Raw genomic sequence first — 18,860 nt, forward strand, 5'->3', positions numbered from 1 at the left:
GTCACCTAAATATTTTTGTGTGTCAAGAAAAGAACTAGGCTCCCAGCGGCCTCCAACAACGGCACCCCGATGCTGGGCGGTACCGGTGCGGCGGACGGAGCCATCGACGCGCTGATCCGACAGTTCGCGCAGGAGGTCGGCCCCGCCGGTGTCCGCGTGTGCGGGACCCGGACCGCCGGCGTCATCGACAGCCTCACACCGGAAGGGCTGGCCGCGACCGGTGCCACCGGCATGGACGATGCCGCGATGCAGGGCCTTCGCGCTCACCTCGACAGCTTGCGCATGACCAGGTGCTCACCGCGCATCGCCGACATCGCAGCCCTGGCCACGTTCCTCGCATCCGACGCGGCCGTTTCCATCACCGGATCGTGGATCGACGCCACCTCGGGAATGTTCCCCAGCTGACGAGCCGCCCCGGACCGCCCGAAGGCAGCCGAAGGAACTCATCCACGTCCGCCGGCGCTCCCCTCTGACGCATGCGCGCCCCGCCACGGCCTGAAGGGCCCTGGCGGGGCGTGCTGTCCTTGGCGAGTCGACCAGCCGGCTGGTCAACTGGTCGTCCAGAGCGTCCGTCTTCCGCGCCAGGGGCTGAACATCCCCCATGGCCTCTGCCCGCACGGTCATGTCTGTGATCGGGTGTTACTTCCCACTCGAAGATCCACCGTTGACCGTACAGACCCACCGATCCCGGTTCACGGCACTCAGTTCGTCGCGTCCGGCTTCACGATGTCCGGCAGCTTCGCCTCGAACAGCTCGTCGAACTTCAGCGAGGGCAGGATGTGGCCCTGGTTGGCGGCGTCATTGGCCACGCTCGCGGCCCACGAGGACGCCGCCAGCCGCTGGTTGGGCGTGCCGTGGTGCCCCACGCTGCTGAAGCTGCAGTCGCCGACCTGGTAGAAGGACTTCTCGGAGTCCAGCACCCGCTTGGTGTTGAGGGACTCCCCGCGCGAGTGCGTGACGTAGTACGTGCCGAACGCGTCCGCCATCAGCTCGACGCGGCGGCTGGCCTCCGGCCCGGTGAGTGTGGTCTTGTCGATCAGCTTGTCCTCGTACTGCACGTGGTGGCCGAACTCGTGGGCGAGGATGGCGCGCGGGGCGACGTCGCCCAGGCCCACGGCCTTCAGGGCCTGAAGGATGCCGTCGCCCACGACAATGCGGTCCGAGATGCCCATCGGCTGCGGGTCGCCCTCCTCGGAGTAGGCGAACGCGTTGAAGGTGAAGAACGGGTTGTCGCCGCCCTGGAGGACGGGGTCCATGTTGACGAGCGCGTTGAACAGCCAGGCCAGGTACTTCGCGTCCTCACCCTCGACGCCGTACAGCACGCCGAGCACGCGGGTCAGCCGCTCCGGTGAGGAGAAGGTCTCCCCGCCGTGCATCGGCACGATCTGGATGTCGTCGGAGTAGATGTCCCAGAACCTCTTCAGGTTCTTTCCTTCGGACGTCAGCTGGTTTGTGTATTCGCCTTTGTAGCCGAAGGTGTTGGACTTCGACTCGCTGCCGAAGAGCAGCGCGTCATAGGTGGGCAGGTCGAACGCACCGATCCAGGAGAGGAAGATGGCCAGGCCGGGATCGGCGCCTGCCAGCAGGGTCCTCGAGTAGTCCCTCATCGCGGTGTCCGTGCACTGGTAGTCACCCGGGTTGATGGCGTTGTCGAGGAAGCCCGCCCACTGGGAGTCGTGGATACCGTACTTGGCGGCGGCGGCCTCGCGACGCTGCTTCCAGTCGGCCGGCAGTGCGGCCAGGAGCTTGTCGGCGACGGCCTTCGCCTCCGGGGAGAGTCTGGAGGTGTCGAACGTGGAGCCGGGGGACGCGGCGGACGTGACGGCGGTGGACGTCGTGCCGCCCGCCGCCGCGGCCGGAAGGGCGGCACCGAGGGTGCAGGTGGCCGCGGTCACGAAGGTGACGGCCCAGGCAAGGGTCTTCTTCACGGGGAACTCCTTGGTGTGCTCGAGCCGACGCGCGGAAGTGTCCCTGCGGGGTGAGGGGCGGTCAGCTGTGCGGTACACAGAGTTTGCAAGGAACCGACGCGCCGGTGAAGAGTTCGCGTTGTCGGAATCCGGCACGACAAAAACACGACAGACCGCATGCTCTTGGAGAGCACCCGACCCACAGCACCTGACGTGCTGTAACGCTCGCAGAGCACTGTGTCGGACACCACTCACCTCGTCCGGGCGCCCGCGTGCGATGGTTTGGGCATGTATTCGCTCAACGGCATAGGTATTAGCACAGCAGCCGAGGACGCCTACCTCGCCCTCGTCGAGGGTGGCCCGATGGCCCCGACCGAACTGGCGAGCACCCTGCGCGTGACCTCGCACGCCATAAGCACGGCGGTCGGCGAACTGACCGACCTCGGCCTGGTGGAACCCGACGGCGCACAGCTCGTCGCCCGCCCCCCGCGTTCCGCGCTCGACGCCGTAGCGGAAAGCCGCACCAAGGAACTCGCCGCCCTGCGCGACGGCATCGAGGAGTTGTCCCGCTTCTGGCGCGACCACCACGCCGAAGGAGCCACCTACATCGAGATCGCTCGGACGCAGGCGGCCCGCAGCGCACTCGTCCGGCGGCTCTACGACGAGGCCACCGAGCAGCTCCGCTGCCTGACCATCGGCTACACCGGCCGATCGGCGGAGCCCAACATGATGGCCCCCGGCTGTTGGGAGGCACTGACGCGCGGCGTCAAGGCCTCGGTCGTCTACGGGGCCCATGTGCTGCGTGACAAGCCCGCCCGGGAGGCCGTCCAGACCTCCGTCGACCTCGGTGAGCGAGCACGTGTCTTTCCCGACGTCCCGCTTAACATGGGCATTTGCGACGACCGCTTCGCCCTCGTGTGTCCCCCCACGAGTGACTGGGGCCGTCGTCACCACATCCTCGTGCAGCGATCGGACCTCCTGGAGGCGCTGATCGGCGTGTTCGAGTCGTTCTGGCAGTTCGCCGTCCCACTGCCCGCCGCCGTCGAGACAGCGGACGACTTCGGCAGAGCATCCACCGACGAGACCCGGCAGCTCCTCACCTATCTCAGCGGCGGCCTGACCGACGAGTCGATCGCCCGCGAGCTCGGCGTCAGCGAACGGACGGTGGCCCGCCGCATCACCCGTCTCCAGCAGATGCTCGGCGCACGGACCCGCTTCCAGCTCGGCGTCCAGGCGAGCCGTCGCGGCTGGCTCTGATGGGGTCCCTCTGCTCGAGCGAAGCCGAGAGTTCGGGGAGGACGTCACCCCTGTTCGCGCAGCTTGCGCCACTCGGGGGCAAGCACCGACCAGATGTCGGTGTCCTGCCGTACGCCGCGGTGGGGGCAGCTCACGCAAGACGCCGTCGCGGGTCATACCGAGCCGCTTGGCGGCATTGATGCTGAGGATGCCGGTGGATGACACCGGCCACTCGATGTTCCCGCGCATGATGCCTTGCAGTCAGGCGGCGCCATCACCGGGGTCGCCGCGCCCCGTAACCGCCCCGTTTCGGACCGGCTGCCCTTCGGGAAGGCGCGTCGTGCGCGCCTGCGGCCGCCCCCCGTCAGGGGGGCCGCCATGGACCCTGTCGGAGGCACGGCCGCAGGTCACGGAACGGATGCCTGGCCGTGTCCCGGCCGGCGCGCGGCCTGTCAGCCGTCACGCGCCGGCCGGTCCGCGCACTCAGTTCGTCGCATCCGGCTTCACGATGTCGGGGAGCTTCGCCTCGAACAGCTCGTCGAGCTTGAGCGAGGGCAGGATGTGGCCCTGGTTGGCGGCGTCGTTGGCGACGCTCGCGCCCCACGCGGACGACGCGAGGCGCTGGTTGGGCGTGCCGTGGTGCCCGGGGGAGTCGAAGTAGCAGTCGCCGACCTGGTAGAAGGACTTGGCGGAGTCCAGCACCCGCTTGGTGTTGAGGGCCTCGCCGCGCGAGTGCGTGAGGAAGTAGGTACCGAACGCGTCCGCCATCAGCTCGGTGCGGCGGGTGGCCTCCGGCCCGGTGAGCGTGGTGTTGGCGAACAGGTTGTCCTCATACTGCACGTGGTGGCCGAACTCGTGGGCGACGATGGCGCGCGGGGCGGTGCCGCCCAGGCCTATGGCCTTCATGGCCTCCAGGATCCCGTCGCCCACGACGATGCGGTCGGAGATACCCAACGGATGCGGGTTGCCCTCCTCGGAGAAGGCGAACGCGTTGAACGTGAAGATCGGGTTGTCGCCGCCCTTGAGGGAGGGAAAGTAGTTGACGAGCTCGATGACGTCCTTGGCCAGGCGCAGCGCCACCGCATCGCTCTTGATCCCGAACAGCACCTTGTAGACGCGGGCCACCCGCTCCGGGGAGGAGAAGAGGTCCCGGCCGTGCATAGGCACGAGCTGGATGTCGTCGGATTGGATGTCCCAGAACCTCTTCAGGTCCTTGCCTTCGGACGTCAGCTCGTTGGTGTACTCGCCGTTGACGCCGAAGGTGTTGGACTTCGACTCACTGCCGAAGAGCAGCGCGTCATAGGTGGGCAGGTCGAACGCGCTGAAGACGTAGAGCCAGTCGAGCAGATCGGGATCATCGACGCCTGCCAGCAGGCTCTTCGAGTAGTCCCTGAATTCCGTGGTCTGGCACTGGTGGTCGCCCGGTTTGATGGCGCTGTTGAGCAGGCCCGCCCACTGGGTGTCGTGAATACCGTACTTGGCGGCGGCAGCATCGCGCCGCTCCTGCCAGTCAGCCGGCAGATCGGCCAAAACCTGGTCGACGAGGGCTTTCGCCTCCGGGGAGAGCTTGGAAGTGTCGAGCGGGGAACCGGAGGACGCGGTCGCGGCAGAGGCCGTCACGTCGTCCGCGGCCGCTGCCGGCAGGGCGGTGCCGAGGGCGCAGGTGGCCGCGGTCACAAGGGTGACGGCCCAGGCGAGGGTCTTCTTCACAATGAACTCCTAGAGGTGTGCTGAAACCGACGCGCCGGTCCTCGTTACGGGCGAAAGAGGCCGTCGGCTGCGCCGTGAGCCAGAGTCTGCAAAGAAAGCACCCTCCCGAGAAGCCGTTGGCGCTGGCGGAATCCGGCGTGTCAGGAAGGCGTCGGACACCACTCATCCACTGTGGTGCCCCCCTGGCCTGCTCCTTGGCCGCCGTCCACGAACAACGACAGGCCCTGGACGCCCGGATTGTGCCCGTGGCGCGAAGGGCGCCGCACGGGAGTTCCCGTGCGGCGCCCTTCGCTGTGGGTGGGGCGTGTTACTTCAGCGCGTACGCCCGGGTGACGGCCTGGACCGTGCGGTTGCCCGCCTTGTCCCAGACCTCGGCCTTGATGCTGACGTAGCCGTTGGAGTCTGACAGTTCAGCATTGGTGAAGCGGGCCTTGAACGAGTTGTCGTCGGTGCGGTCGACGTCGACGCTCTTCCAGGTGGCGCCGTCGTCGTAGCTGACGGAGAACTTCGCCCCGGCCATCCGGCTGTCGCCGGCGAAGCCCTTGGCACGGGAGGCGTCCACGGTGATCGTGAAGGGTTTGCCCGCGGCCACCTCGTTGAGCAGGGAGGCCTTCATCCGGTAGTCGAGCTGGATGACGGGCAGTGTCTCGCAGGCGGTCGCCTGGGGGATGACCGCCTTGCAGTCGGGTGCCTCCATCGACTTCGGTGCCTCGGAAGCGAAGTTGTACTCGGTGACGACCTTGCCGCCGAGCTTCACCGTGCTGTCGGCATGGGTGTCGGTGGAGACAAAGGTGTAGTCGGCCTTCTCCGGCACGAACACCTTGGAGTTGGTGACGTCGATCTGCTCGCCGTTGCGGTAGTACGCCCAGGTCCGGTTCACACCGAAACGCGTCGCGTGCGTCGGATCGCTGTCACCGCCGAGACGCGGAGAGAAGAAGGTGCCCACGTCGGAACGGCAGAACGAGCAGGCGAAGCTGGGATCGACGGACGGATGCTGCACGGGCGCCCACCAGTGCGCGGCGACCGAGGTCCCGGGCCGGTAGCTGCGCGCCGACTCGAGCATGGCCATGGCCCCGCCGCTGCCGGAGGAAGTGACCTGGGCCCGGTAGGTGAGGTCCGGACGGGCCAGCATGTAGTCGTCGCGTTCGGTGCCCAGCTGGACACTCCGCCACAGCCGGGAAGGGTTCCAGGGGGCCGGACCCCAGGCGTCCATGACGTAGAAGCCTATCTTTTGGGCGCCGTCGCTGTGGAACGAGCTGCGGACCTTGGCGTAGTCCTCCTTCTTGCTGGGGGTCGACAGGTTCGCCGGGATGCCGGTGTTCCAGTCGTACTGGCCCGCGTACTGGTAGCGCGACTCCTTGATGCCCCGGACGTCGATCGTGGTCCGGCCGGCCGCGACATCGGCAGTGAGCCTGCGGCCTTCGTCGTAGTTGACGCCGAAGTACGGCACGTTCACCCCGTCGACGTACACGCTGAGTGTCTCGTCGACGCTGGGGGCGAGGACGATCGCGGCGGCGCCGGCCGCCTCCACGCGCTGGACCGGCGAGCTGTTGCCGAAGAAATTGTCCAGGTGTAGAAGGGCCGCCTTGCCCTTGAGGTCGATTCCCGCCAGGTCCTCCTCGGTTCCGGCGCCGACGTCCACGAGGTCATAGCGGCCGTGGCCGTCGAACCGGTTGAGATACTCGGAGGGGATGGGCGTCAGTGCATACGAGTCCGGCCGGGTCACCGATGCCCGGATCAGCGGCTCGCGGCGTGACTGGTAGAACGAGGCCCACAGCTCGCCGTCACCCTTCTTCGGTGCCTCGACCGGGATGGCGCCCGCGTGCTGCTCACTGACGGCCAGGTACACCAGGCCCCAGCCCTGCAGCAGGCTCTTGTCCTCCCCCGTGCGGCTGAGGATGTACGAGTAGTCCGCGGTCTCCAGGGGCCGCTTCTCGTCGCGCACGTCCAGCTTGAAGTCAGTGGCTGTGGTGCCGTCGACGGTCAACTCGGCGTCATGGGAGGTGAGGTCGATCGTCGGAAGGGCGAAGAGATCGAGGGCGTAGTCCGTGAACTTGTCCCCGCTGCTCTCGGTGTCCACCGAGCCCATCATGCTGTAACGATCCGCGGGCAGGCTCAGTTCGACCTTCCCTGTTTTGGAGCCCCCGAACTTGACACTGCGGGTGCTCATCCCCGTGAGGGAGTAGCTGAAACTGCTCGGCGTCTGACCCTTGCGGTCCTTGAAGTGGACGGTGAGCTTGTGCTGTTCGCGCTGCTTGTCCAGGCCGACGGCGGTGTGCGCGGTGGCGCCCGACGAGCTCGTCAGAGTGAGGGTGCCGTTGGTCAGACCGGTCGGGGCGAGGTTCGGGTCGAGGGTGACGGGGATCTCGGCGCTGGCGCCCGCGGCCACCTCGACCGGTTCCTGGACGGTGACCGCGCCCTGCGGGATGTTCCCGCTGAGTGCCGGGGTCACGGTCGTGGCACTGTTTGTGGTGTTGGTGACGGTGAGGGTACGGGTTTCCTTGTCGTACGTCCCCGGATGCCACTCGACCGTCCCGAAGTCGGCCGTACCGGACAGCTCCAGCGCCGGGTCGAGCGCGGCAGGCACATCCACCCGGCCGTTGCCCTGCTGGTAGGCGGAGTAGGCGCTGCTGGGCTTGGCGTGCGTGACGAGTGCCGCCTTGATGCGCCGGCCACTCCAGTCCGGGTGGCGCTGGGCCAGCAGGGCGGCGGCGCCCGCGACATGCGGAGTCGCCATCGATGTCCCGCTGGCCGAGGTGTAGTGCGCGTCGACGGGCGTGCCCATGGAGGTGCCGGCGGCGCGGGCCGCGACGATGTTGACGCCGGGCGCGGTGATCTCGGGCTTGATGGCGCTGTCGCCGACGCGCGGGCCGCGGCTGGAGAATCCGGCGAGGACATCGGACTTGTCGACCGCGCCCACGGTGAGCGCGGAGTCGGCCGTGCCGGGACTCTCAATGGTGGTCGCTCCGGGGCCGGCGTTGCCGGCGGCGATGACGAACAGGGTGCCGGTGGTTGCCGACAGCCGGTCCACCGCCTGCGTCATCGGGTCTTGGGGAGTGCTCGTGGCGCCGCCGAGGCTCATGCTCACCACATCGGCGCCCTGGGCCGCGGCCCACTCCATGCCGTTGATGATCGACGAGGCAGGGCCGAAGCCATTGTCGGCGAGCACCTTGCCCACCAGGAGGTCGGCGCCGGGGGCCACACCCCTGTACTTGCCGCCCGAGTTGGCGCCGCTGCCCACGATGGTGGAGGCGACGTGGGTGCCGTGGCCGTGTCCGTCCTGGACCGTGGCGGCGCCGTCCACAAAGCTCCGAGTGGCTGTCAGCCGCCCCTTGACGTCGGCGTTGTTGAGATCCACTCCGGTGTCGAGGACGGCGACCTTGACGCCCTTGCCGTCAACGCCCTTCGCCCAGGCCTCGGGAGCGCCGATCTGCGGCACGCTCTTGTCGAGGGATGCCCGGACCTTCCCGTCGTACCAGAGGCGGGAGACCTTCGATGCGCTCGGGGCGGTGACCATCCGGCCGTGCCGGGGCGTCTTGGAGACCGGCTTGACGGACCGCCAGAAGTCTTCGGCGTTCTTTTTGTCGACCTTCATGCCCGCCATGTCGACGGTCTCCAGCAGCGCACCGAGGTCGGCGGCGGGCAACTTGTCGGCGCGCGCCCTGAGCGTGGCATCCGACGGCTTGTCCCCATAGCCGACGATCACCGGCAGGCTGGCACTGCGGGAGTCGGCGTAGCCGTCCTTGATGAGCCGGGTGACATTGAACAGCTCGCGGTCGACGGCGTCGGAGGCGATGGCGTCCATCGCGTCCGCGGGGATCACATACAGGGCCCCGTCCGGCCCGGACATCGTCTCGAAGTGCTTGCTCGCGCTGTCGGTGTCGGCGATGTGCACCGACTGTCTGCCGCTCGCGTCCTTGACGACCTCGACGGTGTCGCCGGTGACCAGCGTGACCCGGGTCGTGACGGCCCCCTCGGCGGGGGCCGCGGGCTGCACCAGGCCCGTGTTCTGCTCCGAAGCCCCGGCGGCACCTGCCAGGCCGGGCAGCGCGGCGACAGCGGCCAGCACCACCCCCGTTGCCGCAAGTCGTTTGTATCGGGTTGCTCTTGGGTTGTCCACGTGCTCCCCTTCACTCCTTTTGCGAGCGGAAGCCGACTGCCCCACAAAGACGACAGACGCGTCGCGGGAGAGGCGGTCGGCTGTGCCGGACCAGGGTGTACGGGGATCACTTCTCGGAGAAAGACGTCGGCGCTGCCCGAATCCGGCGTGGCAGGACCCTGACAAAAAGCTCGGCGTCCACGCATCCTTGTCAAGGCCGGACGTGACCGTCTCTCACCTGATGGAAGGTCACTGGCCGTGCGAATCAACCAACTTGATGGCCGCCGTCATGGGACAGGACACCTCTAGGGCCTGTTCTGAGTTCCCCGTCGTCCGCGCGGAGCGCGGGCGCAGCGGCGTTCGGTGCGTGCGATCGGCGTGCGGTGTCGCAGGTCATGTGGCGGAGCCACCTGCAGGGTTCCGTCAAGTCGCTCGTGCCGACAGACCCCGCCACCGCTGGTCGGCCTTGCCGGTGCAAGTCCCGCAGTTCGACGCGGTGCCCGGTCTCGCGGCCGCCCGGCGCGTACAGGCACAGGCCGGTCCCGACGGGTAGGTGTCGTCGTTCGAACGGACCTTGCCGGCCGGCGGCCCGGAGTGTGTCAGACGGCGATCACGGTGACGCCCGCGTCGGTGAAGCGGGCGGAGGACTCGGCGGTGATGCCGGTGTCGGTGACCAGCACGTCGACCTGGCCGAGACTGCAGACACGGGCGAAGGCGCGCTTGCCGACCTTGGAGGAGTCGGCTGCGACGACCACCCGCTGCGCCCGCTCGGCGAGCAGCCGGTTGATCCTGGCCTCGCCCTCGTGATGGACATACGCCCCGCGCTCGATGTCGATCGCGTTGACCCCGAGCACCGCGATGTCCAGGGTGATCTCCTCAAGCACCCCGCTGGCCAACGGGCCGGTCAGCTCGTAGGACTGCGGCCGGGCGACACCGCCGGTCACCACCATCTTGATCTGCGGTCGGATCACCAGCTCGGTCGCGATGTTGAGGGCGTTGGTCACCACCGTGAGGGCCGGCGGGCGCCCCATCCCGGCGGTGGAGTCGGCGGCGATGTCGGCCCGTACCGCGAGCGCACGGGCGACCTCGGTGATCGTGGTGCCGCCGGTCAGCCCCACCACCTCGCCGACGGCCACCAGATCCGCCGCGGCCCGGCCGATCCGCTGCTTCTCCGAGGCGTGACGCGCCGTCTTGTAGCGCAGCGGCAACTCGTAGGAGACCCCGTGCGCGACCGCGCCGCCACGGGTGCGGGTGAGCATCTGCTGCTCGGCGAGCTGGTCCAGGTCGCGGCGGATGGTCGCGGCAGAAACGTCCAGCTCGGTGGCGGCGTCCTCGACCTCCAACCGGCCGTGCTGGGCCAACAGCTCCAGCAGTGCGCTCCACCGGGCATCCCTGGACACGGGCACTCTCCTCGCTCTGCGGCTTTCCGCCGCCAAGGGTCGCACAGAGCCTCGCCCCTACAGCCAATCTGCAAGAACAATGCTTGATATTGATCATAAGACCTAGATATCGTGCACAAACAAGCATTCAGTATCAGGGCGGAGTACAGAGATGTCCCATGTCGAGGTTGAGACAGCAAGCCAACCGGAGTGCTGGCGCCGCGCGGCAGACCTGGCTCCCTCCCGGCGGGACGCACTGCCGGCTTCGGGCGAGCGGATCGCCGTCGTCGGCTGCGGCACCTCGCTCTACATGGCCCAGGCCTACGCCGCGCTGCGCGAAGCCTCCGGTCAAGGCGAGTGCGACGCCTTCGCCGCCTCGGAGTTCCCCACCGGCCGCAGCTACGACCGGGTGGTGGCGCTGACCCGGTCCGGCACCACGACCGAGGTACTGGAACTACTCGCGCAGCTCCGCGGCACCACCCGCACCTCGGCGATCACAGCGGACCCCGAGACCCCGGTGATGACGGCGGCCGACGACGTCACGGTCCTCGACTTCGCCGACGAGCGGTCCGTGGTGCAGACCCGCTTCGCCACCACCGCCCTCACCCTGCTGCGCGCCCACCTCGGCCTGCACACCGACTCCGTCGTGGCGGACGCGGAGACCGCGCTGACCGAACCGCTTCCCGAGGGCCTGGTCGACTGTTCGCAGTTCACCTTCCTCGGCCGGGGCTGGACGGTCGGCCTCGCCAACGAGGCCGCGCTCAAGATGCGTGAGGCGTCGCTGTCCTGGACCGAGTCCTACCCGGCGATGGAGTACCGGCACGGTCCGATCAGCATCACCACCGACACCACCGCCACCTGGATGTTCGGCGAGGCTCCCGAGGGTCTCGCCGAGCAGGTCCGGGGCACCGGTGGCCACTGGGTGGAGGGCCGGCTGGACCCGCTGGCCGAACTGGTCCGGGCGCAGCGGCTGGCGGTCGCCGTGTCGGCCGCCCGGGGCCTGGACCCGGACAGCCCGCGTCATCTGACGCGCTCCGTGATCCTCGCCAACGGCTGACCGCCATGGCGCACGTCATCGCTCTCGACGTCGGCGGCACCGGCATCAAGGCCGCACTGCTCGACCGGGCCGGGCAGGTCGTCCAGCAATCCGGGCGGCCCACCAACCGGGAACGCGGCCCGGAGGCCGTGGTGCGCGGCATCGTGGACTTCGCCGCGGACCTGCACCGCGAGGCGGCCGAGGCCGGGCACCCGGTGTCCGCGGTCGGCCTCGCACTTCCGGGGATCGTGGACGGAGCCGCCGGGCGCGGCGTCCACTCCGCGACTATCGGCTGGCGGGACGTCCCGTTCCGCGACCTGGTCTCCGAGCGGACCGGCCTCCCCACCGCCGTGAGCCATGACGTTCGCGCGGGAGGCGTGGCTGAGGCACGGCTGGGCGCCGGGCGCGGGCAGCACCGCTTCCTGTTCGTACCGGTGGGCACCAGCATCGGTGCGGCACTCATGACGGACGGTCAGGCGGAGCCCGGTGCCCACAACCGGGCCGGCGAGATCGGCCACCTCGTCGTGCGGCCCGGCGGGGAGCGGTGCGTCTGCGGCGCCGCCGGATGCGCGGAGAACTACGCGTCGGCCGCCGCCGTCGAGCGCCGCTACACCGCCGCGACCGGAGAGCGCGCCGACCCGGCGCTGATCGCCCGGCGGGCGGCCGACGGCGAACCGGCGGCCGTCGCCGTCTGGGACGAGGCGGTCTCCGTCCTCGCCGACACGCTGCTGCTCTGCTGCACGGTCGTGGACCCGTCGCTCATCGTCCTCGGCGGAGGGCTGGCCGAGTCCGGCGACCTGCTGCTCGCCCCAGTGCGCGCACGGATGACCGAGCGAGCCACCGTCCCGGTGGTACCGGACCTCGTCCGCGCACAGCTCGGCGACCGGGCAGGCTGCCTGGGCGCCGGACTGCTGGCCGGGGACCTGCCGACGGCGCAGCCGGCCAAAAGGGGCGCACAGCCGTGATCGTCACCGTGACTCCCAACCCTGCACTGGACATCACGTACACCGTGCCCGGATTCCGGCTGCACACCACCCACCGGGTGGCCGAGGTCGCCGCGCAGGCGGGCGGCAAGGGCATCAACGTCGCCCGGGTACTGCATGCGCTGGGCCGCAGGACCACTGCCGTACTGCCACTCGGCGGTGCCACCGGCGCAGCGGTCGAGGCGGATCTCGTCCGGTCGGGGATCCCCCACCTCTGCGTACCGATCGACGGCGAGACCCGCCGTACCGTCGCCGTCGCGGACACCACCGACACAACCATGCTCAACGAGGCCGGGCCGGAGGTCGGCGCGGCGGAGTGGGCGGCGCTGCGCGGCCGGGTGCGTGACTTGCTGCCGGAGGCCCGGGTGCTGGTCGTCTCCGGCAGTCTGCCGCGCGGCCTGCCCGAGGACGCCTGCGCAGACCTGGTCCGGCTCGCCCGGGACCGCGGGGTGCCGGTGATCCTCGACGCGGACGGCCCGGTGCTGCGCGCCGGCCTGGCCGCACGACCCACAGTCGTCAAGCCGAACGCCGCCGAGCTGCTCGCCGCGACCGGCATCCAGGACCCGGCCGGGGCCGCAACCGCCCTGCTGGCGGCGGGGGCTGAGGCGGTGGTGGCCTCATTCGGGCCGGACGGCCTGCTGGCCGCCACCCCGGAGGGCTGCCTCCGGGCGCGGCCCCCGGAGCGGGTGGCAGGCAACACCGCCGGGGCGGGTGACGCGGTGGTCGCGGCACTGGCGGCCGGCCTTGCCGACGGCGCGGCCTGGTCCGACATGCTCGGCGACGCGGTCGCGCTTTCGGCGGCGACCGTGCTGGCTCCGCGCGCCGGGGTGTTCGACCCCGACGCCTATCGGCGCTTCGCCGCAGCCACCACGGGCGCCACTTCGACCTGACGTACTGTCACTTCACTTTTCCTGGAGCACCCATGCCCCTCGCAGCCACCGGCACGCTGGTAGCCGAAGCAGCCGCCGGACACCGCGCCGTCGCGGCGTTCAACGTGATCACCCTGGAACACGCCGAAGCCATCATCGAGGGAGCCGAGGCCGCCGGGGCGCCGGTGATCCTCCAGATCAGCGAGAACGCCGTGAAGTTCCATCACGGCCGGCTCTCACCGATCGCCCGCGCCGCAGGCGAGGCGGCCCGCCTGGCCGCCGTCCCCGTCTCCCTGCACCTGGACCACGTCCAGAGTCCCGAGCTGCTGCGCCAGGCGGCCGACTGCGGGTTCAGTTCGGTGATGTACGACGCGGCGCACCTGACGTACCAGGAGAATGTGGCCGCCACCCGCGATGCAGCCGACTGGGCACACCGACAGGGACTGTGGCTGGAGGCCGAACTCGGGCAGGTCGGCGGCAAGGACGGGGCCGCCCCGCTCAGCGCCCACGCCCCCGGCGCCCGCACCGACCCCGACGAGGCCCGCGCCTTCGCCACGGCCACCGGCGTCGACGCACTGGCCGTCGCGATCGGCAGCTCCCATGCCATGACCACCCGCACCGCCCGCCTGGACCACGACCTGCTGGCCCGGCTGCGCGGCGCGCTGGACGTGCCGCTGGTCCTGCACGGGTCCTCCGGGGTCTGCGACCCGGAGCTGCGCAGTGCGGTCGCTGCCGGAATCACCAAGGTCAACATCGGGACCGCCCTGAACAGCGCGCTGACCGCGGCGGTGCGAGTGCATCTCGCGGCAGACACCCACGGCGTCGACCCCCGGGCCTACCTCACGGAGGGCCGTCGCGCCATGGCCCGGACGGTCACCGAGCGCATCACCGCCCTCGGTGGAGCGGACACCACCCCGGCAGCCACGGCTCAGTAGAGCCTGCCCGGTGGCTCTTCGCCCCACCGGCGGCGTCCCCACCGACCCGAGGGGACGCCGCGCGAGCAAAACGACCCAGGCCAAGCAAGCCGCCCATCGGGCCGAACTCCCGTATCCCACCGGTCCCACTGCCAAGTGCATTGTCCCGGACGGCACTTGTGCTGGCCGTCCGGTTCGCAACCCACGTGCGGCCGTGCATCGCAGCGGACGCTGGCGGGTAGCCGACATGGCCCCTCCCCGCCAAGACCCGCCCATGGACCAGGCATCACAGACCCACCACACTCTTCGCAGCACTCGGGAATCACCCCCTCCGGGTCCGATGAAGAGAGGGATACATGACCAGAGTTCCCCCGAAACGAAGAGCCGGGCTGTTGTCTGCCGGACTCGCGCTCATCCTGCTTCCAACCGGTGTGGCAGGGCAGGCCGCCGCGGCCGGACCGGACGGCGGCGGCCAGGCGGCCGGCCACACCAGGGCCGAAGCCGCCGCACGCCCCACGGCCACCGCCCATGCCACCCACACCGTCACGCTCGTCACCGGCGACAAAGTCACCGTCACCGACCTCGGCCAGGGCAGGAAGACAGTCAGCGTGGACCGCCCGAAGGGCGCCACCGGCACCGTCCGCACCGAGACGACGAACGACCGCGTCACCGTCGTCCCGGACGAGGCGCTGCCCTATCTGCACGCCGGCACCCTCGACGCGCGGCTCTTCGACGTGACCGAGCTGATACGCCAGGGCTTCGCCGACCAAGACGAAGGCGCAGCGGACGGACTGCCGTTGATCGTCACCTACGGCAGGAGCGCGCGGACGGCGCCGAGTGTGCCACAGGGCGCCAAGAAGGTGCGGTCCCTGCCCAGTGTCGGAGGCTCAGCGGTCCGCGCCGGCCAGGAGCGCGAGTTCTGGCGGTCTGTGGCCCCGCAGGCCGCCAAGCCCGCCGCGCGCGCGGCGACTTCGGGCGGCGCGCGCTTCGCCGACGGCATCGAGAAGATCTGGCTCGACGGGCGCGTCAAGGGCGACATGGCCGAGTCCAACGCGCAGATCGGCACACCTCAGGCCTGGGAGTCCGGACTCACCGGCAAGGGTGTGACGGTCGCCGTGCTGGACACCGGCGTCGACGCCGGGCACCCGGATCTCGCGGGACGCATCTCCCAGTCGAAGAGCTTCATCGAGGGGCAGGAGGTCGCCGACCGCAACGGACACGGCACCCATGTCTCCTCCACCGTCGGCGGTACCGGCGCCGCGTCGGACGGCAAGGAGAAGGGTGTCGCGCCCGACGCCACCCTCGCCGTCGGCAAGGTCCTCAGCGACCAGGGCTTCGGCAGCGAGTCGCAGATCATCGCCGGGATGGAGTGGGCCGCGCGGGACGTGCACGCCAAGGTCGTCTCGATGAGCCTCGGCTCATCGGAAGGCAGTGACGGCACCGACCCGATGGCGCAGGCCGTGAACACGCTCTCCAAGGAGACCGGCGCCCTCTTCGTCATCGCCGCCGGAAACTCCGGCGCCCCCGGCACGATCGGCTCGCCCGGCGCCGCCGACTCCGCGCTCACCGTCGGCGCCGTCGACTCCGCCGACCGGGCCGCGTCCTTCACCAGCCAGGGCCCCCGCGCAGGCGACAACGCCCTCAAGCCCGACGTGTCCGCGCCCGGCGTGAACATCCTCGCCGCGCGCTCCGAGCTGACCAGCGGCAGCGGCTACTACACCTCGAAGAGCGGTACGTCGATGGCGACGCCGCATGTCGCGGGCGTCGCCACGCTGCTCGCCCAGCAGCACCCCGACTGGACCGGCGCGCAGCTCAAGGACGCGCTGATGTCGACCTCGAAGCAGCTCGGCGCGTCCGCGTACGCACTGGGCGCGGGCCGGGTCTCCGTGCCCGCCGCGATCAACGCGCAGATCACCGCGACCGGCAGCGCCGACCTGGGCTTCTACAGCTGGCCCTACGCGGACAACAAGCCGGTGACCAAGACGCTCACCTACTCCAACTCCTCCAACCAGCCGGTCGAGCTGAGCCTGGCCGCGCAGGGCGCTCCCGACGGCGTCGTCTCGCTCGCCGACACGTCGCTGACCGTGCCCGCGCACGGCACCGCGTCCACCACGGTGACCGGTGACGGCGCGAAGGCCGCCGTCGGCAACACCAGCGGACAGATCGTGGCGAGCGCCGACGGTGCCCCCGTCGCGCACACCGCCTTCGGCCTGGTGAAGGAGAACGAGCGGTACACGCTCACCGTCCACCTCAAGGACCGCGACGGCGCCGCGACCTCCGGCTACGTCACGCTGCAGCAACTCACCAAGGGCAGCGACCCGTGGCCGGCGTATGTCGGCGACTCCGGCACCCTGAAGCTGCGGCTGAACCCGGGCATGTACAACCTGACGTCCTTCCTCAACGTGCGCGGCAGCCACGGCGCCGACTCGCTCGGCCTCGGCTTCCTCGCCGCCCCCCAGATCACCCTCGACCAGGACCGCGAGGTCACCCTGGACGGGCGGCAGCTGAAGGAGATCAGCGCCAAGGTCGACCAGCGCACCGAGACCCGCCAGCGGCTCATGGAGTACAGCCGCAAGGCGAACGGCGCCGACCTGCTCGGCGCTGTCCAGGTGCCCCTGACCTACGACAGCATCTTCGCCGCCCCCACCGACAACGTCACCGACGGCACCTTCGAATACCGCACGGTCTGGCGGCTCGGCAAGCCGCACCTGGAGGTCGAGGCGGGCGGCAGGCCGCTGGACGATGCCACCGTCCAGTCCGGTAGCACCCTCACCGACGGCCGCAGCACCGTGCCCGTCGTCGACGCGGGCAGCGGGGCACCGGCCGACTACACGGGCAAGGACGTGCGCGGCAAGGCCGTCGTCGTCCGCGCGACCGGCGCGATCTCGCCCATCGAGCTGGCTCAGGCGGCCCAGGACGCGGGCGCCAAGGCCCTGTTCGTCACCGACGACAAGCCGGGCCGGCTGATGGCCTGGTTCGGCAACGCCGACCGCACCGACCGGTCGCTGCTCATCGCCACGGTCAACGCCGCGGACGGCGCCCGGCTGCTGGCCGCGGCCAAGTCCGGCGAGCGCGTCAAACTCACGAGCACCCGCAACACGCCCTACGTCTACGACCTGTCCGACGGCCACCCCGGCGCCATCCCGGGCAACCTGGCATACACCCCGAAGAAGAGCGAACTCGCCCGGCTGGACGACAGGTTCCATGCGGTGAAGCCCGCCCCGGGCGGTGAGTTCCGCTTCTCCATCACCGACACCTTCCGTTACGGCGTCGGCTTCCTGGAGCGCATCGACTACCCGGCCGAGCGCACCGCCTACGTCTCCACCGGCCCCGGCCAGCAGTGGCACGAGTCCGTGATCACCGTGCCCCGCGCCATCGAGCAGCGCAGCGGCCTGGTCACCTACCGGGGCGGCACGCGCAGTGAGGTCGACTGGTTCAAGCCGGTCTGGCACCCCTGGCTCGGCACCGGGCTCGGCTGGGGCCAGCAGCGGGCGGGGAAGGACCTCCAGTTCAACACCCCCGGCTGGGGCGACTCCGGACCCGACCACACCGGTTTCGGCGACGTGTGGAACGACACGTCCCTCAAGCAGACCACCGAGGTCTACGTCGACGGGGTGCGTGTCGACCGGCGCACCGGCTCGGCCGGGTACGTGCGCAACGCCGATCCGGCCGAGCGCACCTACAAGGTCGTCACCGACACCGCGCTCGACCCCGCGCGCTGGAAGCTGTCCACGAAGGGCCACGCCGAGTGGACCTTCAAGTCCGCCGAGACGCCCGCCGACAGGTGGACGTTCCTGCCGCTGCTCAACCTCGGCTTCGACGTCGACACCGACCTCGCGGGCGACGTCCGCGCCGGGCAGCGCCTGCCCGTCGGGATCTACTCCGAGTACGTCAAGGGCGCGCCGGACACCGGGACCATCGGCGACGGCACCCTCCAGGTGTCCTTCGACGACGGCCAGACCTGGACGTCCGTCGGCCTGGACCGCGACGGGAACAAGGCCGCCTGGCGCGGCACCCTGAAGGTGCCCGCCGACGCCCAGTTCATCTCGCTGCGTGCATCCGCCCGCGACGACCGAGGCGGCCAGGTCACCCAGGAGATCATCCGGGCGGTCGGCGTGAAGTGACGCGCCCCGGCCGCTGGAGCCATGAGTTGAGCCGCACGCGGCGCAACCCCGAGTGACAGGACGGCGCCGTCTCCCGCGGGACCCGGGAGGCGGCGCCGCTCGTGCGATTCAGCCCGTCGGTTCGACGATGCCGCGGACGACACCCAACTCCACCAGGTCCTACGGACGCACTGAGGTCGTCCGCGGTCCGCCGCACCTGGAGGCTCGGCCGAGGAACGCATCGTCCGCGCTCGCCTCCTACCCCGGCAAGGGGACCCACACCACTCCCGGCGCCCCAGCCGCATCCCCTCTGACCTGCACAGACCGGGGCCGTCGCGTTCAAAATCTTGATGCACTGACCATCCGGACACAGAGCCCTCACAGTCAAGGGGACACCAAAATCGGACAAGTGGTCGCCCGCCCACACGACCCCCATTGAAGAACTGGGAGCAAACCGCCCCCTTGACCAGTAAAGCCGGGATCGGCAGGGCCACCCCCCCCCCGTGGGAGCGCAGCCATCTCGACCGGATCGGGCGATAGCCGGTCAACATCAATTGACGCCGTCGGCCACGGCTGGGAGCGATGGGAGTACGGGGAGCGGAAGAGGGCTCCCAGCCCGCTCCC

11 protein-coding genes are annotated in these 18,860 nt (G+C 70.1%); 7 read left to right on the forward strand and 4 right to left on the reverse strand.

Annotation, left to right across the window (positions count from 1 at the left end; translation table 11 throughout):
* The first annotated feature begins 15 nt into the window (after positions 1-15).
* Complete coding sequence (locus BIV24_RS11485; protein ID WP_281247729.1) at positions 16-405, forward strand: SDR family oxidoreductase; 390 nt, start codon at positions 16-18, stop codon at positions 403-405.
* 296 nt (positions 406-701) lie between these two features.
* On the opposite strand, the gene BIV24_RS11490 is transcribed toward BIV24_RS11485, so the two are convergent.
* Entirely contained in the window at positions 702-1,928 is a 1,227-nt protein-coding gene (locus BIV24_RS11490; RefSeq protein WP_071366145.1) for a hypothetical protein, read from the reverse strand.
* 267 nt (positions 1,929-2,195) lie between these two features.
* Here BIV24_RS11490 and BIV24_RS11495 point away from each other — a divergent pair, with 267 nt between their 5' ends.
* Positions 2,196-3,164, forward strand: a complete 969-nt coding sequence (locus BIV24_RS11495) for a helix-turn-helix transcriptional regulator (protein ID WP_071366146.1) — start codon at positions 2,196-2,198, stop codon at positions 3,162-3,164.
* Between the two features lie 462 nt (positions 3,165-3,626).
* On the opposite strand, the gene BIV24_RS11500 is transcribed toward BIV24_RS11495, so the two are convergent.
* From BIV24_RS11500 to BIV24_RS11510, 3 genes are all read right to left on the reverse strand, one after another.
* Positions 3,627-4,853 (reverse strand): M48 family metalloprotease, encoded by a 1,227-nt coding sequence (locus BIV24_RS11500; protein ID WP_071366147.1) that lies wholly within the window; start codon positions 4,851-4,853, stop codon positions 3,627-3,629.
* 307 nt (positions 4,854-5,160) lie between these two features.
* A complete protein-coding gene (locus tag BIV24_RS11505; RefSeq protein WP_143064596.1) occupies positions 5,161-8,973 on the reverse strand; it encodes a S8 family peptidase in 3,813 nt (1,270 codons plus the stop codon).
* A gap of 578 nt (positions 8,974-9,551) precedes the next feature.
* Positions 9,552-10,352, reverse strand: coding sequence for a DeoR/GlpR family DNA-binding transcription regulator (locus BIV24_RS11510; protein ID WP_071366149.1), 801 nt, complete (start codon positions 10,350-10,352; stop codon positions 9,552-9,554).
* A gap of 151 nt (positions 10,353-10,503) precedes the next feature.
* Between BIV24_RS11510 and BIV24_RS11515 the strand changes: the two genes are divergently transcribed.
* The 5 genes from BIV24_RS11515 to BIV24_RS11535 all read left to right on the forward strand — a co-directional run bounded on the left by BIV24_RS11515 (position 10,504) and on the right by BIV24_RS11535 (position 18,257).
* Positions 10,504-11,388, forward strand: a complete 885-nt coding sequence (locus BIV24_RS11515) for an SIS domain-containing protein (protein WP_071366150.1) — start codon at positions 10,504-10,506, stop codon at positions 11,386-11,388.
* A gap of 5 nt (positions 11,389-11,393) precedes the next feature.
* A complete protein-coding gene (locus BIV24_RS11520; protein WP_071366151.1) occupies positions 11,394-12,332 on the forward strand; it encodes an ROK family protein in 939 nt (312 codons plus the stop codon).
* Entirely contained in the window at positions 12,329-13,240 is a 912-nt protein-coding gene (locus BIV24_RS11525; protein ID WP_071366152.1) for a 1-phosphofructokinase family hexose kinase, read from the forward strand. Before BIV24_RS11520 ends, BIV24_RS11525 begins: the two co-directional genes overlap by 4 nt.
* Before the next feature lie 32 nt (positions 13,241-13,272).
* Positions 13,273-14,154, forward strand: coding sequence for a class II fructose-bisphosphate aldolase (locus tag BIV24_RS11530; RefSeq protein ID WP_071366153.1), 882 nt, complete (start codon positions 13,273-13,275; stop codon positions 14,152-14,154).
* A 335-nt stretch (positions 14,155-14,489) separates the two neighbouring features.
* Entirely contained in the window at positions 14,490-18,257 is a 3,768-nt protein-coding gene (locus BIV24_RS11535) for a S8 family serine peptidase (RefSeq protein WP_071366154.1), read from the forward strand.
* The last annotated feature ends 603 nt before the right edge of the window (positions 18,258-18,860 follow it).

Source organism: Streptomyces colonosanans (genome assembly GCF_001866645.1).
In the GTDB taxonomy this organism is placed as follows: Bacteria; Actinomycetota; Actinomycetes; order Streptomycetales; family Streptomycetaceae; genus Streptomyces; species Streptomyces colonosanans.

Bases quoted from the DNA above. Each gene is read 5' to 3' on its own strand.
- BIV24_RS11495 (WP_071366146.1), top strand. From the start codon at position 2,196: ATGTATTCGCTCAACGGCATAGGTATTAGCACAGCAGCCGAGGACGCC.
- BIV24_RS11515 (WP_071366150.1), top strand. From the start codon at position 10,504: ATGTCCCATGTCGAGGTTGAGACAGCAAGCCAACCGGAGTGCTGGCGC.
- BIV24_RS11520 (WP_071366151.1), top strand. From the start codon at position 11,394: ATGGCGCACGTCATCGCTCTCGACGTCGGCGGCACCGGCATCAAGGCC.
- BIV24_RS11530 (WP_071366153.1), top strand. From the start codon at position 13,273: ATGCCCCTCGCAGCCACCGGCACGCTGGTAGCCGAAGCAGCCGCCGGA.
- BIV24_RS11535 (WP_071366154.1), top strand. From the start codon at position 14,490: ATGACCAGAGTTCCCCCGAAACGAAGAGCCGGGCTGTTGTCTGCCGGA.